This window comes from Stutzerimonas sp. S1 (genome assembly GCF_025966695.1).
Taxonomy (GTDB): Bacteria; Pseudomonadota; Gammaproteobacteria; order Pseudomonadales; family Pseudomonadaceae; genus Stutzerimonas.
Window position 1 is genome coordinate 490,444 of sequence record NZ_JAOEIY010000001.1, and the last position, 14,276, is coordinate 504,719.

Consider the following 14,276-nt stretch of genomic DNA (forward strand, 5'->3'; position numbering starts at 1 on the left):
TCACTGCGAGCTGCCGCTCGTGCCAGTGCCGGTGCTCGGCGCGGTGCCGGAACCAGATTCGGTATCCGTGCCACCTGCCGGTGGAGTTGTCATGCCGCCGCTGGTCCCGGTACCCGTGCCAGTCTCAGGAGCCGGCGTCGGTGCCGGAGCGGTCGACGGTGCAGCAGGCTGCTCGGTGGTCGCCGGCGGCGGCGTGGGCTCCGACTTCTTCTCCTCGCCACAACCGACCAGCAGCAGACCGAGAAGCGGTGGCAGTAAATAAGTTAGACGCATGGATAACCTCCTTCGGGTGAGCCGACGGTTGGCCGGCAAGTACTGAATCATCAAGATTCACGGGAGGTAGACCCGCGGATCGGGCAAGAGTGCCGCTGACCAGTATTTTCTTGTGCGACGAAAAGGTGCGACTACGTCGACCGGCTCCGAACCGCAGAACCAGTGGTCTTGCATGCTCCAGCCGGCGAACAGCGAGTCGACCAGCACCAACAGCCCGTGACGGATGCCACCACGAGCCACCAACGCCGTGCCACTCGACGACTTGTGCCCCGCAGGGAAATCAGGCCGCCTGCTTGGCGCTGAAGTCCTTCTTCAGACGGCTGCGCAGGGCCTCCATCTGCTTGCCCATGTCCTCCAGTTGCGCCGCATCGAACAGCTCGCGCGCCTCGGGGAACATCTCGGACTCCTCCTCCTCGATATGGTGTTCGAGCAGCTCCTTGCACACCTTCGCGCGGCCGGAAAACTCCACGCTGCCCGGCTCAGTGGCCTTGAGGTCCGGCAGCACCAGCGAGTCGACCGCGCGGTGCTCTTCCTTGGCCTCGTGATACATCTTCAGTTCCTCCTTGCCGCCAGCTTCCTTGTAGGCCGGATAGAGGATCTGCTCTTCCAGCTGGGTATGGATGGTCACTTCCATCTCCAGCTTGTGCAGCAGCTCGGCGCGGGTCTTGACCGCGCGTTCGGTGGACTCGGTCAGGCGCGTCAGAATTTCCTTCACACGCTCATGGTCCTGGATCAGCAGGTCGATGGCATTCATCAGGCATTCCTCTCGTAGCGGTAGGTTCGCGGTGCCGGGCTCGACGGCCCGGTTGGGCGGGGCTGCGCCACGTGTGCGGGCACAGCCCGTGACCGCTTAGGCGTACTCGTAGGTCGGCAGGGCCGTACGGCTCTGGCTCTGCAGATGCGCAATGGCCGGTGACATACCAGCCTCCAGGGCCAGGTCACGACGAACCGAGCTGACCACCCATTCCAGCTGGATGTCCGCCTGGGTCTGGCCCTTGGACAGGGCGCGCTTGATGATGATCCGATCATCGTTGCGCAGGGTCAGCAGCAATCCGCCATCCGGACGCGGAGTGGTGAGCACTTCGAACTCGGGGAAAGCGGCAGCGAGGTAACGTTGGGCAGCAGTCATTTGTTCTGTACTCCGGTAAAAGTTCCAGCACCGGACGTAGGAGCAGTGTTCGTGCCAATCCGAAGATCAGCAATATTTACTTTTAAATCAATATGTTATGCATTAACACGCAAAACAGACACCGTGCATAACGCATGATCGCGCACCGCTGGGCTTGCATTCTGCGGGACTTGGCGCACGGTTCAGTTCTTGCGCCAGACACTCGCCAGCCATGGCTGCTGGGCACGTGGCAGACCGCTGGGCCGGTAGTAGTGTTCCAGCTCGAGGAACCCAGCTGCGCACAGCAGTTCGCGCCAGGTCGGCCAGTCGTACCAGCAACCGTAACGATCGCCGCTCCAGCCCTCCTCGTTCTGCCCCCGCGGATTGGAGCAGAACAGCACCCCGCGCGGCTTGAGCGTCGCGTGCAGCTGGCGCAGCACACGTGGCAGCTCCCGGCTGGGCAGGTGGAACAGCACGGCGTTGGCGAAGATGCCATCGAAGGTTTCCTCCGGCAGATCGAGCTGCAGCAGGTCCTGCTGCCACACCTCGCAGCCGCTCTCGGCACGTGCCATGGCGACGAACGGCTCGGCGCCATCCAGCCCCACCGCGATATGGCCGAGTGCCGTGAAGCTCTTCAGGTCCCGCCCAGGGCCGCAGCCGAGATCAAGGATGCGCAGCGGTGGCGCCGCCTGGATATGTCGCAGCAAGGCCGCGATGTTCTGGCTGACGTCGTGGTCACGGGTGCCGGCACGAAAGGCTTCGGCGCTATGCCGATAGTGATCGAGCGTGCCCTCGACGATGGTACGCAGCTGTTCGGGGTCGGTCATGACACGGACTTGGGCGACAGGAAAAATCGCAGCCTAACCCTCTCGATCGCTACTGCCAAACCCCGGGCAGAGCGACTCTGCTGAACCTCGGCAGGTCGGCCAGCCGCAGCAGCCACCAAGGTCGCGGTTGACGAGGACGTGTCGATCGCTGAACTTGCACCAGCGCACTCGCTCCAACCCACAGCGCCCGCCTCGACGGCGCTGCCGCAAAACGTTCACAGAAGGCGTCGAGAATTGCAGTGATGAAGTCCTCCTCAAAAGTCGTTCTACTCGTCGAAGACGAGCCGCACATTCTCTGTCTGCTTTCCGATTACCTGGCCAGCGAAGGCTATCAGGTGCTGGAGGCGGACAGCGCCACCCGCGCGTTCGAGATCCTCGCGACGAAACCGCGTCTCGACCTGCTGGTGAGCGACTTCCGGCTGCCAGGCGGGGTTTCCGGAGTGATGATCGCCGAGCCGGCGCTCAAGCTGCGCCCCGACCTCAAGGTCATCTTCATCAGCGGCTATCCGATCGAAATCTACGAATCCGGCAGTCCCATCGCCCGCTCCGCGCCGGTGCTGGCCAAACCATTCTCGCTGGATTCGCTGCGCAGCCAGATCCAGCAGCTGCTGGCAGGCTGAGCCAGCCAGCAGAAATGAAAGAGCCCGCATTGCGCGGGCTCTTTCTTGCGGGTCGGATCAGTTGATCTTCGGATCCAGTTCGCCACTGGCATAACGCTGGAACATGCCTTCCAGGGAGATCGGTTTGATCTTGGAGGCATTGCCGGCGGTGCCGAACGCTTCGTAGCGGGCGATGCAGATGTCGCGCATGGCCGCGATGGTCTTGGCGAAGTACTTGCGCGGGTCGAACTCGCTGGGGTTCTTCGCCAGGAACTCGCGGATCGCGCCGGTGGAGGCCAGGCGCAGGTCGGTGTCGATGTTGACCTTGCGCACGCCGTACTTGATGCCCTGCACGATTTCCTCGACCGGCACGCCGTAGGTTTCGCCAATCTCGCCGCCGTACTGGTTGATGATCTTCAGCCACTCCTGCGGCACCGAGGAGGAACCATGCATCACCAGATGGGTGTCGGGGATGCGCGCATGGATTTCCTTGATGCGCTGGATCGACAGGGTGTCGCCGGTCGGCGGCTTGGTGAACTTGTAGGCGCCGTGGCTGGTGCCGATGGCGATGGCCAGGGCGTCGACCTTGGTGGCTTTGACGAACTGCGCGGCTTCTTCCGGATCGGTCAGCAGCTGGCTGTGATCGAGCACGCCCTCGGCGCCGACGCCATCTTCCTCGCCGGCCATGCCGGTTTCCAGGCTGCCCAGGCAACCCAGCTCGCCTTCCACGGAGACGCCGCAGGCATGCGCGAAGGCCACGGTCTGCTGGGTCACGCGCACGTTGTAGTCATAGTCGGCCGGGGTCTTGCCGTCTTCCTTCAGCGAGCCGTCCATCATCACCGAGGAAAAGCCCAGCTGGATCGAGCGCTGGCAGACGTCCGGGCTGGTGCCATGGTCCTGGTGCATGCACACCGGGATGTGCGGGAATTCTTCGATGGCGGCGAGGATCAGATGGCGCAGGAACGGGGCGCCCGCATATTTGCGCGCACCGGCGGAAGCCTGGACGATCACCGGGGAATCGGTCTTGTCGGCCGCTTCCATGATGGCGCGCATCTGCTCGAGGTTATTGACGTTGAAGGCCGGCACGCCATAGCCGAACTCGGCGGCGTGGTCGAGCATCTGGCGCATGCTGATGAGTGCCATGTTTTCCTTTCTCCCGGTCAGGGTCGTTTAATCGTGTAAGCCTGCCGCAGTGGCCGGCGCTGTTCAAGCGCGACACGCTGGGCGCGGCATTGTAGTGGCGGGCGCGCCGATTACCAGCGTTCACCCTAGGTTTTGGCGGCAGACGCACCGCGACCGCCGAGTCCGCCGCTGGTCAGAGGTTGATCAACGAAGCGCTGCAGCCGTGAGCCAGCAGCTCGTCGTCGGCCACGCGGTAGACCAGCGCCTCGTTGCCCTTGTCATGGAACGCGATCACGCCGTCGCTATAGAAACTGCCGTAGGTGGCAGGTTCCTTCTTCAGCCTGTGAATGCGTTCGCTATTACCAATCCTGAGATCGATCGCCGCGTGCCCGGCATCGGCGTAGCGCCAGGCGATGTACTGCTGGCCCTGGCACTTCCAGCGCACGAACGGCGCGTCCGGCCCGGATTGCCAGTGGCCGCAGCCGGCAAGCAACAGAGTGACCGCGAGGGTCGACAAGCCTTTCATTCCCGCTCCTTGGCAGTCGGTGGCTGGGTTCAGGGACAATCCTGCAGATCGTTACGGGTGGTCACCGTCGGGTCGCCACTGGCCTGCATCTCGACGCGCTGATCACGCTCGGCCGTGGGGCCACTCGCCGCCGGCGGCTCGAATACTTCGCAGGCCGTCTCCGGCGGACTGCCGGCACAACCGGCCAGTCCCAGACAGCAAACAGCAACAACGGCATAGCGCATGATGCATCCCCTTTCCTGTGTCTGACAGAACAGAGACCACAGGCGCCGGCCGGGGTTGCCACGCCGTTGCCTGCCGAGCAAGCCGCTGCCCGCCCGGCACGTGGTGGCGGTTACTCGGCGCCGCGCTGTTCCAGCACCTCGACCGCCGGCAGCACCTTGCCCTCGACGAACTCGAGGAAGGCACCACCACCGGTGGAAATGTAGGAGATCTGCTCGGCCACGCCGTACTTGTCGATCGCCGCCAGGGTGTCGCCGCCACCGGCAATGGAGAACGCCGGGCTCTGGGCGATGGCCTGGGCCAGGACCTTGGTGCCGTTGCCGAACTGGTCGAATTCGAACACGCCGACCGGGCCGTTCCAGAGGATGGTCTGCGAGGCCTTGAGCATTTCGCCGAACATGGCCGCGGTCTTCGGGCCGATGTCGAGGATCATGTCGTCGTCGGCGACGTCGCCGATGGCCTTGATCGTGGCCTCGGCACTCTCGGCGAATTCCTTAGCGACCACCACGTCAACCGGCAGCGGCACGGCGACTTTGGCGGCGATCGCCTTGGCGGTGTCGAGCAGATCGGCTTCATGCAGCGACTTGCCAACCTTGTAGCCGGCCGCGGCGAGGAAGGTGTTGGCGATGCCGCCGCCGACGATCAGCTGGTCGCAGATATCGGCGAGCGAGGTCAGCACGTCGAGCTTGGTCGACACCTTGGAACCGGCGACGATGGCAACCATCGGCCGTGCCGGCTTGTCCAGCGCCTTGCCCAGTGCTTCCAGCTCGGCGGCCAGCAGCGGGCCGGCGCAGGCGACCTTGGCGAACTTGGCCACGCCATGGGTCGAACCCTGGGCGCGGTGCGCGGTGCCGAAGGCGTCCATGACGAAGACGTCGCACAGCGCGGCGTATTTCTGCGCCAGCTCGTCGGTGTTTTTCTTCTCGCCCTTGTTGAAGCGCACGTTCTCCAGCAGCACCAGCTCGCCCGGCTTGACCTCGACGCCCTCAAGGTAGTCCTTGACCAGCGGCACCTCGCGACCGAGGGCCTTGGACAGGTAATCGGCGACCGGCTTGAGGCTGTCTTCCTCGCTGTAGACACCCTCTTCCGGACGCCCCAGGTGCGAGCAGACCAGCACCGCGGCGCCCTTCTCCAGCGCCAGCTTGATGGTCGGCAGCGAGGCGAGGATGCGTGCGTCGCTCTTCACCGCGCCATCCTTCACCGGCACGTTGAGGTCTTCGCGGATCAGCACGCGCTTACCGGCGAGGTCGAGGTCGGTCATCTTCAAAACGGTCATGTTGATCTTCCTTAAGGTCGATAGGCAGCGATGTTGCAGGCGCGGCTCGCTAGGCGCGATGAGCCACGCGCAGATAATGTTCGGTGACGTCCAGCATGCGATTGGCGAAGCCCCATTCGTTGTCGAACCAGGCCAGCAGGTTCACCAGCCGCGGCCCGGAGACCCGCGTCAGGCTGCCGTCGACGATCGCCGAATGCGGGTCGTGATTGAAATCGCAACTGGCATGCGGCAGCTCGGTGTAGGCCAGCAGTCCCTTCAGCGGGCCGCTTTCAGCGGCCTGACGCAGCACCCGGTTGATCGTCTGCGCATCGGTATCGCGCGCGGTCTGCAGGGTGATATCCAGGCAGGAGACGTTCACCGTCGGCACTCGCACCGCTTTGGCCTGAATCCGCCCGGAGAGTTCCGGCAGCAGGCGCTCGATGCCACGCGCCAGACCGGTGGACACCGGAATCACCGACTGGAAGGCCGAGCGCGTGCGGCGCAGGTCTTCGTGGTGATAGGCGTCGATCACCGGCTGGTCGTTCATCGCCGAATGGATGGTGGTGATCGAGGCGTACTCGATCCCGAGTGCATCGTTGAGCAGCTTGAGCAGCGGCACCCCGCAGTTGGTGGTGCACGAGGCATTGGACACCAGCCGTTCGGTGCCCGTCAGCTGCTGCTGGTTGATGCCCATCACCACGGTGGCGTCGATGTCGGCGGCGCTGGCCATCGGCTGCGAGAACAGCACCCGCGGCACGCCGGCGGCGAGGAAGCGCTCGCCATCGGCGCGAGTGGTGTAGGCACCCGAGCATTCCAGCACCAGGTCCACGCCCAGCGCCCGCCAGTCGATGGCCTCCGGGGTCGACTCGCGCAGCACCTTCACGCAATGGCCGTTCAGATGCAGGCAGTCGCCATCCACGCTCACCTCGCCGGGAAAGCGGCCGTGGGTGGAGTCGAAACGGGTGAGGTATTCCAGACTGGCCATGTCGGCCAGATCGTTGAGGGCGACGAACTGAAAATCGAAGGCTGCGCCGCGCTCATAGAATGCACGCAGCACGCAACGGCCGATGCGGCCGTAGCCGTTGAGGGCGACGCGATAGGGACGGGCGTTGGCCATCGGATTCGTCGATCCTGTCGATGGAAAACCGCTGCGCGGGTTCTCCACCCTACACAAGGTGATTTACGTAGGGTGGACGGCCGAAGCCATCCACCACCGCGCGATATCAGTCTTCCAGCAGCTCTTCGGCCACCGCGAGGATGTTATCGACAGTGAAGCCGAACTCCTCGAACAGCTGGTTGGCCGGGGCCGACTCGCCGTAGGTAGTCATGCCGATGATGCGGCCGTCCAGACCGACGTACTTGTACCAGTAGTCCGCATGCGCCGCCTCGATGGCGATGCGCGCACCGACTTCCACCGGCAACACCTGCTGCTTGTAGGCGGCGTCCTGCGCATCGAACACGCTGGTGCACGGCATCGAGACGACACGGACCTTGCGGCCCTGCTCAGTGAGCTTCGCGGCTGCCTGCACTGCCAGGCTGACCTCGGAACCGGTAGCGATGAGGATCAGCTCCGGCTCGCCCTGGCAGTTCTTCAGGATGTAGCCGCCGCGGGCGATGGCCGCTTCGGTCTCGTTGTCACGCACGTGGAACGGCAGGTTCTGGCGCGAGAAGATCAGCGCGCTCGGGCCGTCCTTGCGCTCGAGGGCGTACTTCCAGGCGACCGCCGATTCGACGGTATCGGCCGGGCGCCAGGTGTCCAGGTTCGGCGTGGTACGCAGGCTGGTCAGCTGCTCGATCGGCTGGTGGGTCGGGCCATCCTCGCCGAGGCCGATGGAGTCGTGGGTGAATACATAGAGCACGCGCTGCTTCATCAGCGCCGACATGCGCACCGCGTTGCGCGCATATTCCATGAACATCAGGAAGGTGGCGCCGTAGGGAACCAGGCCGCCGTGCAGGGCGACGCCGTTCATGATCGCGCTCATGCCGAACTCGCGCACGCCGTAATACATGTAGTTGCCCGAGGCGTCCTCGGCGACCACCGGCTTGCAACCCTTCCACAGGGTCAGGTTGGAGCCGGCCAGGTCCGCCGAGCCGCCGAGCAGTTCCGGCAGCAGCGGGCCGAAGGCGTTCAGGCAATTCTGGCTGGCCTTGCGGCTGGCGATGGTTTCGCCCTTCTCGGCGACCTCGCGGATGAACTGTGAGGCCTTCTCGGCAAAGTCCGCCGGCAGCTCACCAGCCATGCGCCGCTTGAACTCGGCGGCCAGTTCCGGGAACTCAGCGGCGTAGGCGGCAAAGCGCTGGTTCCACTCGTTCTCGGCCTCGGCGCCCTTCTGCTTGGCGTCCCACTCGGCGTAGATCTCGGCGGGAATCTCGAACGGCGGGTGGTTCCAGCCCAGCGCCTCGCGGGTCAGGGCGATCTCGGCGTCACCCAGCGCAGCACCGTGGGATTCTTCCTTGCCCTGCTTGTTCGGCGAGCCGAAGCCGATGATGGTCTTGCAGCAGATCAGTGTCGGACGGTCGCTCTTGCGTGCGGTTTCGATGGCGATCTGGATCTCGTCGGCGTCGTGGCCGTTGACGTTGCGGATCACCTGCCAGCCGTAAGCCTCGAAGCGTCGCGGGGTGTCGTCGGTGAACCAGCCGTGCACCTCGCCGTCGATGGAGATGCCGTTGTCATCGTAGAACGCGGTGAGCTTGTTCAGCCCGAGCGTACCGGCCAGCGAGCAGACCTCGTGGCTGATGCCTTCCATCATGCAGCCGTCACCGAGGAACACGTAGGTGTTGTGATCGACGATCTCGTGGCCGGGGCGGTTGAACTGGGCGGCCATGATCTTCTCGGCCAGGGCGAAACCCACGGCGTTGGCGATGCCCTGGCCCAGCGGGCCGGTGGTGGTCTCGACGCCGGCGGTGTAGCCGAACTCCGGGTGGCCCGGGGTCTTGCTGTGCAGCTGGCGGAAGTTCTTCAGGTCGTCGATGGACAGGTCATAGCCCGTCAGGTGCAGCAGCGAGTAGATCAGCATCGAGCCGTGACCATTGGACAGCACGAAGCGGTCGCGGTCGGCCCACTTGGGGTTGGTCGGGCTGTGCTTCAAGTGGTCGCGCCAGAGCACTTCGGCGATGTCCGCCATGCCCATCGGGGCACCCGGGTGGCCGCTGTTGGCTTTCTGCACGGCATCCATGCTGAGGGCGCGGATGGCATTGGCTCGCTCACGACGGCTGGGCATCGCTGAATCTCCTGCGGGGGTGATACGTAGAAAAAGGCGGCCATTTTCCCCTTTCGCGGGAGAGGGGGCAATGATTGAAATGGCCGAGCGTCAATCGAGCAGGCGTATTCCCTGAGCCTGCACGGCCGGCAGGTGCGCGAGCAGGTAGTCCTGCATCTGCGCCAGCACCGGGTGTACCTCGCCGTGCGCCGGCCAGACCAAGTAGTAACTGTCGCCGGAGCGCACCGCGGCATCGAACGGCAGCGCCAGCGTACCGCGCGCCAGCTCGGCGCCGACCAGCGCCAGGTCGCCGATCGATACGCCGTGCCCCTGCGCCGCCGCGGAAATCCCGAGCTCCAGCGTGTCGAACAGCTTGCCCTGCTGCCAGGCCACCGCATCGGCCAGACCGACGCGTTCCAGCCAGCGCCGCCAGTCGCGACAGTCGCGTGACGGATGAATCAGCTCCGCCGCTGCCAGTCGCGCCGCATCCCAGGGCGATGTGCCCAGCAGCGCCGGTGCGCAAACCGGCACCAGCCACTCGTCGAACAGTTTCAGGCGATTGAAATCGACCGGCAGATTGCCGTCACCGAGCAGGATCGCGCAGTCGAACGGTTCGCTGTGAAAGTCCACCGCATCCACGTCCATCCAGGCGCTGGTCAACTGCACACGCTGACGCGGATACGCCTGCTGGAAGGCTTCCAGCGTGCTCAGCAGCCAGCGCATGGTCAGCGTCGAGGGCGCCTTCAGGCGCAGCGCGCCACGCTGGCGGGTCACCGCGACGCAGGCGCTCTCGATGGTGCGAAAACCGACCTTCAGCTCCTGCGCCAGCCGCCGCCCGGTATCGGTCAGCGCCAGCTTGGAGCCTCGCCGCTCGAACAGCTGGCAGCCCAGCTGCTCCTCCAGTGTCTTCACATGCCGACTGACCGCACTCTGGGTGATGCACAGGCTCTGCGCCGCCTCGGTAAAGGAACCAAAGCGGGCCGCCACCTCGAAGGCGCGCAACGCATACAGCGGTGGCAACCGCGGCGTCATCGCGCACCCCAGCAGCATGAGTAAAACTCATTCCAGCAGACCGTTTTTTCCATTTTTCAACGCCTCGCTCCGTTCCGATACTCCGCTGCGACAGACTTCATCGACGCTCTGCCGCTCGATCAGGCCCACGCCTCGAATAAGTAAAACTCAGGGAAGGATGACATGTCCGCGGATAATTTCGACCACCTTCTGGCTGCCAGCATCACCCATGGCGGATTGAATCAGCGTCAGATCGCGCAGATCCTCAACTTCAAACTATTCGGCAACCCGGCCGGCTTCATGCGCCTGACGCAGCTGCCGATCGGCGAAATCCCTCCCACTCCGAGCAGCCGCGAATCGCTGTGCAAGGACGATGACAGCAGCGAGCGCCTGCTGCTGCAGGCGGCCGCCCTGCTGGGCGAGCCGGTCGGTTACGTGCAGGAGTCCGGCGGCTCGATCATCAACAACTTCTTTCCGCACCGGACGCAATCCCGGGCGGCGACGTCCGACAGCTTCGACACGGAGCTGGACCTGCATACCGAGAACGCCTTCCACGCCATCCAGCCTGACTACCTGCTGCTGCTCTGCCTGCGCCAGGACCCGACCAGCGAGGCGATCACCTACGTGGCATCGGTGGAGCGCATCCTCGACAAGCTGAGCTACGAGGAGCAGCTGTTCTTCCTCAACGAGCCCTACAACTTCCTTTCCGATTACGGGCCAAGCGAGAAGAACCAGCGCATCGACATCGACAAGCACCAGACGGTGCTCTACGGCGACCCCGACGCGCCATTTCTGCGCTTCGACCCACAGTTCATGCTGGCCTTCAGCAACCGCGCGCAGTCCCTGCTGGAACGCCTGCGCGACATTGCCTGGAGCGTCGTCGAGCCGGTGCGGCTGGACCCGGGTGACCTGCTGATCATCGACAACCGCCGCACCGTGCATGCACGCAGCCCGTTCGGCGCCCGCTTCGACGGCAGCGACCGCTGGATGCAGCGCACCTTCGCCATCTGCAACGCGCGCTACTACACCGAGCGCCTGGGCAAGCAATCGCGGGTCTACGGCCTGGTGACCGAACTATGAACGCCACCTACCTCGCCTTCGCCGCCGCGGTGGCCCTGCTGATCGCCTCCCCCGGCCCAGTGGTGGCATTGGTAGTCGCCGATGCCCGACGCGTCTGGCCGCTGTGGACGATCCTCGGCGGTGTGCTTTCGGCCCAGGTGCTGATGCTCGCGGCGCTGCTGGCGATCTATCTGGCGCTCGACCTCGAGCCGGTGATTCTCGAATGGGGCCAGGTGCTCGGCGGCCTCTACCTGATCTGGCTCGGCGCCGACGGCCTCTGCGGCGGCGGCAGCGAGTACGGGCGGCCGCGCAAGAGCCACGCGCATCACTTCTGGCGGGCGATGGCAGTCGGTCTGTCGAACCCCAAGGACATCCTGTTCTTCCTCGCCTTCCTGCCCGGTTTCATCCTTCCCGGCCAGCCATTCGCACCACAGGCGCTGGCGCTGATCGCGATCTGGGCGGTCATCGACCTGTCCGTCCTGCTCGCCTACAGCCTGCTGTCGCGCCGCCTCACCGGCACGGGTTTGCTGCAGCGCCTGCTGGACGTCCTGCCGAGCTACTTCCTCGTCGGCCTCGGCCTGACGTCCTGCTGCCTCGGCGTGCTGCGCATGCTGCAGTGACCCTACACCGCACAAGGCAATATCAAAACTTTTTGATATTGCCCTTGCTGTACGAAAAATGACCGACTAGACTGCGCGGCCTATGAGCCTGCGCCTGCCCCAGATCCGTTTCGACCCCAGCGACCAGCTGGCCGCGCTGTGCAAAGCCGGCGGCGAGGCGCTGCGCCTGAACGTGCTGCGCGCGCTGGCCAGCGATTCGTTCGGCGTGCTGGAGCTGGCACAGATTTTCGCCACCGGCCAGTCGGGCATGAGCCACCACCTCAAGGTGCTGACCCAGGCCGGGCTGCTGGCGACCCGGCGCGAAGGCAACGCGATCTTCTACCGACGCAACCTGCCGCAGGGCGACAGCCTCGGCGGCAAGCTGCACGCCGCGCTGCTGGAAGAGGTCGATCAGCTGGAACTGGCCGAGGATGTCCAGGCGCGCATCGCCGCCGTGCATGCCCAGCGCAGCGCCGCCAGCGAGGATTTCTTCGCGCGCATGGCCGGCAGCTTTCAGGCTCGTCAGGACCTGATCGCCGGCCTGCCGCAGTATCGCGACAGCGTGCTGGCGCTGCTCGATGCGCTGAACTTTCCGGCGCAGGCCAGCGCGCTGGAGGTCGGTCCGGGCGACGGCAGCTTCCTGCCCGAGCTGGCCTGCCGTTTCAGCCAGGTGGTCGCACTGGACAACAGCCCGGCCATGCTCGAGCTGGCACGCACGCGCTGCGAGCAGGCGGGCCTGAGCAACGTCGAGCTGAAGCTCGCCGATGCCCTGCATGACGACTGCCCGGCAGCCGATTGCGTGGTGCTGAACATGGTGCTGCACCACCTGGCGGCGCCGGGTGAGGCAGTGAAACAACTGGCGCGGCTGGTGAAGGTGGGCGGCAGCCTGCTGATCACCGAGCTGTGCAGCCACAACCAGAGTTGGGCCAGGGAGGCCTGCGGCGATCTCTGGTTGGGCTTCGAACAGGACGATCTGGCCCGTTGGGCCGATGCCGCGGGGCTCACGCCCGGCGAGAGCCTCTACATTGGCTTGAAGAACGGTTTTCAGATCCAGGCCCGGCATTTCTCCCGGCCCATCCCTGACGACCGACTCACCCACCGGTAATAGGAAACCGATTGATGAGCGAATACTCGATTTTCACCTCCGAGTCCGTGTCCGAAGGGCATCCGGACAAGATCGCCGACCAGATCTCCGATGCGGTGCTGGACGCCATCATCGCCGAAGACAAGCACGCCCGCGTCGCCTGTGAAACCCTGGTCAAGACCGGTGTGGCGATCGTCGCCGGCGAAGTCACCACCAGCGCCTGGGTCGATCTGGAGCAACTGGTGCGCGACGTCATCGTCGACATCGGCTACAACAGTTCGGACGTCGGCTTCGACGGCGCCACCTGCGGCATCATCAACATCATCGGCAAGCAGTCGGTGGACATCGCCCAAGGCGTCGACCGCTCCAAGCCGGAAGACCAGGGTGCCGGCGACCAGGGCCTGATGTTCGGCTACGCCAGCAACGAGACCGACGTGCTGATGCCGGCACCGATCCGCTTCTCCCACGCCCTGGTCGAGCGCCAGGCCGAAGCCCGCAAGAACGGCCTGCTGCCGTGGCTGCGTCCGGATGCCAAGAGCCAGGTCACCTGCCGCTACGAGAACGGCAAAGTCGCCGGCATCGACGCCGTGGTGCTGTCGACCCAGCACAACCCCGAGGTCAAGCAGAGCGACCTGCGCGAAGCGGTGATGGAGCTGATCATCAAGCATTGCCTGCCAGCCGAGCTGCTGCACAAGGACACCCAGTTCCACATCAACCCGACCGGCCAGTTCGTCATCGGCGGCCCGGTGGGTGACTGCGGCCTGACCGGGCGCAAGATCATCGTCGACACCTACGGCGGCATGGCCCGTCACGGCGGCGGCGCCTTCTCCGGCAAGGACCCGTCCAAGGTCGACCGTTCGGCTGCCTATGCCGGCCGCTACGTAGCCAAGAACATCGTCGCCGCCGGCCTGGCCGACCGCTGCGAGATTCAGGTCTCCTACGCCATCGGCGTGGCTCAGCCGACCTCCATCTCGCTGAACACCTTCGGCACCGGCAAGCTCGGCGACGACAAGATCATCGCTCTGGTGCGCGAGCACTTCGATCTGCGTCCGTACGCGATCACCACCATGCTCGACCTGCTGCACCCGATGTACCGCGCCACTGCGGCCTACGGCCACTTCGGCCGCAATCCCTACGAGATGACGGTGGGTGCCGACACCTTCACCGCCTTCACCTGGGAGCGTACCGACAAGGCCGACGCCCTGCGCGCCGCTGCCGGGCTGTAACGAGCCACGCGCACTGACAAAGCCCCGCCGGCCCAGCCGTGCGGGGCTTTGTCGTTTCAACGGAGACAAAACAGACGGCCTGCACGGCGACCGGTGCGAACCAGCGCGGGAAAACGGATCGCGCAGCTTGCGGAGCCACGACGCGGTTAGGCAAGGTGGCGCGCG

16 protein-coding genes are annotated in these 14,276 nt (G+C 65.0%); 5 read left to right on the forward strand and 11 right to left on the reverse strand.

Annotated features, from left to right (window positions below):
- From N8H22_RS02220 to N8H22_RS02235, 4 genes are all read right to left on the reverse strand, one after another.
- Entirely contained in the window at positions 1–273 is a 273-nt protein-coding gene (locus N8H22_RS02220; protein ID WP_264588993.1) for a hypothetical protein, read from the reverse strand.
- A gap of 280 nt (positions 274–553) precedes the next feature.
- Positions 554–1,027, reverse strand: coding sequence for a hemerythrin domain-containing protein (locus N8H22_RS02225; protein ID WP_264588994.1), 474 nt, complete (start codon positions 1,025–1,027; stop codon positions 554–556).
- A 96-nt stretch (positions 1,028–1,123) separates the two neighbouring features.
- Positions 1,124–1,402, reverse strand: a complete 279-nt coding sequence (locus N8H22_RS02230; protein ID WP_264588995.1) for a DUF3509 domain-containing protein — start codon at positions 1,400–1,402, stop codon at positions 1,124–1,126.
- A gap of 182 nt (positions 1,403–1,584) precedes the next feature.
- Positions 1,585–2,208: a class I SAM-dependent methyltransferase gene (locus tag N8H22_RS02235; protein WP_264588996.1), complete on the reverse strand. Its 624-nt coding sequence runs from the start codon at positions 2,206–2,208 to the stop codon at positions 1,585–1,587.
- A gap of 242 nt (positions 2,209–2,450) precedes the next feature.
- Between N8H22_RS02235 and N8H22_RS02240 the strand changes: the two genes are divergently transcribed.
- Positions 2,451–2,828 carry a response regulator gene (locus N8H22_RS02240; RefSeq protein ID WP_264588997.1) on the forward strand — a complete coding sequence of 126 codons (378 nt, stop codon included), beginning with the start codon at positions 2,451–2,453 and terminating at the stop codon, positions 2,826–2,828.
- Positions 2,829–2,885: 57 nt separating this feature from the next.
- Here N8H22_RS02240 and fba read toward each other — a convergent pair whose 3' ends face one another.
- From fba to N8H22_RS02275, 7 genes are all read right to left on the reverse strand, one after another.
- Positions 2,886–3,950 carry a class II fructose-bisphosphate aldolase gene (gene fba / locus N8H22_RS02245; RefSeq protein ID WP_264588998.1) on the reverse strand — a complete coding sequence of 355 codons (1,065 nt, stop codon included), beginning with the start codon at positions 3,948–3,950 and terminating at the stop codon, positions 2,886–2,888.
- 172 nt (positions 3,951–4,122) lie between these two features.
- Positions 4,123–4,455 (reverse strand): MliC family protein, encoded by a 333-nt coding sequence (locus N8H22_RS02250; protein ID WP_264588999.1) that lies wholly within the window; start codon positions 4,453–4,455, stop codon positions 4,123–4,125.
- A gap of 29 nt (positions 4,456–4,484) precedes the next feature.
- Positions 4,485–4,679 carry a hypothetical protein gene (locus N8H22_RS02255; RefSeq protein ID WP_264589000.1) on the reverse strand — a complete coding sequence of 65 codons (195 nt, stop codon included), beginning with the start codon at positions 4,677–4,679 and terminating at the stop codon, positions 4,485–4,487.
- 110 nt (positions 4,680–4,789) lie between these two features.
- Positions 4,790–5,953, reverse strand: coding sequence for a phosphoglycerate kinase (locus N8H22_RS02260; RefSeq protein WP_264589001.1), 1,164 nt, complete (start codon positions 5,951–5,953; stop codon positions 4,790–4,792).
- 49 nt (positions 5,954–6,002) lie between these two features.
- Positions 6,003–7,049 carry an erythrose-4-phosphate dehydrogenase gene (gene epd / locus N8H22_RS02265; RefSeq protein WP_264589002.1) on the reverse strand — a complete coding sequence of 349 codons (1,047 nt, stop codon included), beginning with the start codon at positions 7,047–7,049 and terminating at the stop codon, positions 6,003–6,005.
- A 106-nt stretch (positions 7,050–7,155) separates the two neighbouring features.
- A complete protein-coding gene (gene tkt / locus N8H22_RS02270; protein WP_264589003.1) occupies positions 7,156–9,153 on the reverse strand; it encodes a transketolase in 1,998 nt (665 codons plus the stop codon).
- 90 nt (positions 9,154–9,243) lie between these two features.
- Positions 9,244–10,164 carry a LysR substrate-binding domain-containing protein gene (locus N8H22_RS02275; RefSeq protein ID WP_272890695.1) on the reverse strand — a complete coding sequence of 307 codons (921 nt, stop codon included), beginning with the start codon at positions 10,162–10,164 and terminating at the stop codon, positions 9,244–9,246.
- A 162-nt stretch (positions 10,165–10,326) separates the two neighbouring features.
- Here N8H22_RS02275 and N8H22_RS02280 point away from each other — a divergent pair, with 162 nt between their 5' ends.
- From N8H22_RS02280 to metK, 4 genes are all read left to right on the forward strand, one after another.
- Entirely contained in the window at positions 10,327–11,223 is an 897-nt protein-coding gene (locus tag N8H22_RS02280; RefSeq protein ID WP_264589005.1) for a TauD/TfdA family dioxygenase, read from the forward strand.
- Positions 11,220–11,822 (forward strand): LysE family transporter, encoded by a 603-nt coding sequence (locus N8H22_RS02285; RefSeq protein WP_264589006.1) that lies wholly within the window; start codon positions 11,220–11,222, stop codon positions 11,820–11,822. The genes N8H22_RS02280 and N8H22_RS02285 overlap by 4 nt, the downstream gene beginning before the upstream one ends.
- 82 nt (positions 11,823–11,904) lie before the next feature.
- A complete protein-coding gene (locus N8H22_RS02290; RefSeq protein ID WP_264589007.1) occupies positions 11,905–12,906 on the forward strand; it encodes a metalloregulator ArsR/SmtB family transcription factor in 1,002 nt (333 codons plus the stop codon).
- A 14-nt stretch (positions 12,907–12,920) separates the two neighbouring features.
- Positions 12,921–14,111, forward strand: coding sequence for a methionine adenosyltransferase (gene metK / locus N8H22_RS02295; protein WP_264589008.1), 1,191 nt, complete (start codon positions 12,921–12,923; stop codon positions 14,109–14,111).
- The last annotated feature ends 165 nt before the right edge of the window (positions 14,112–14,276 follow it).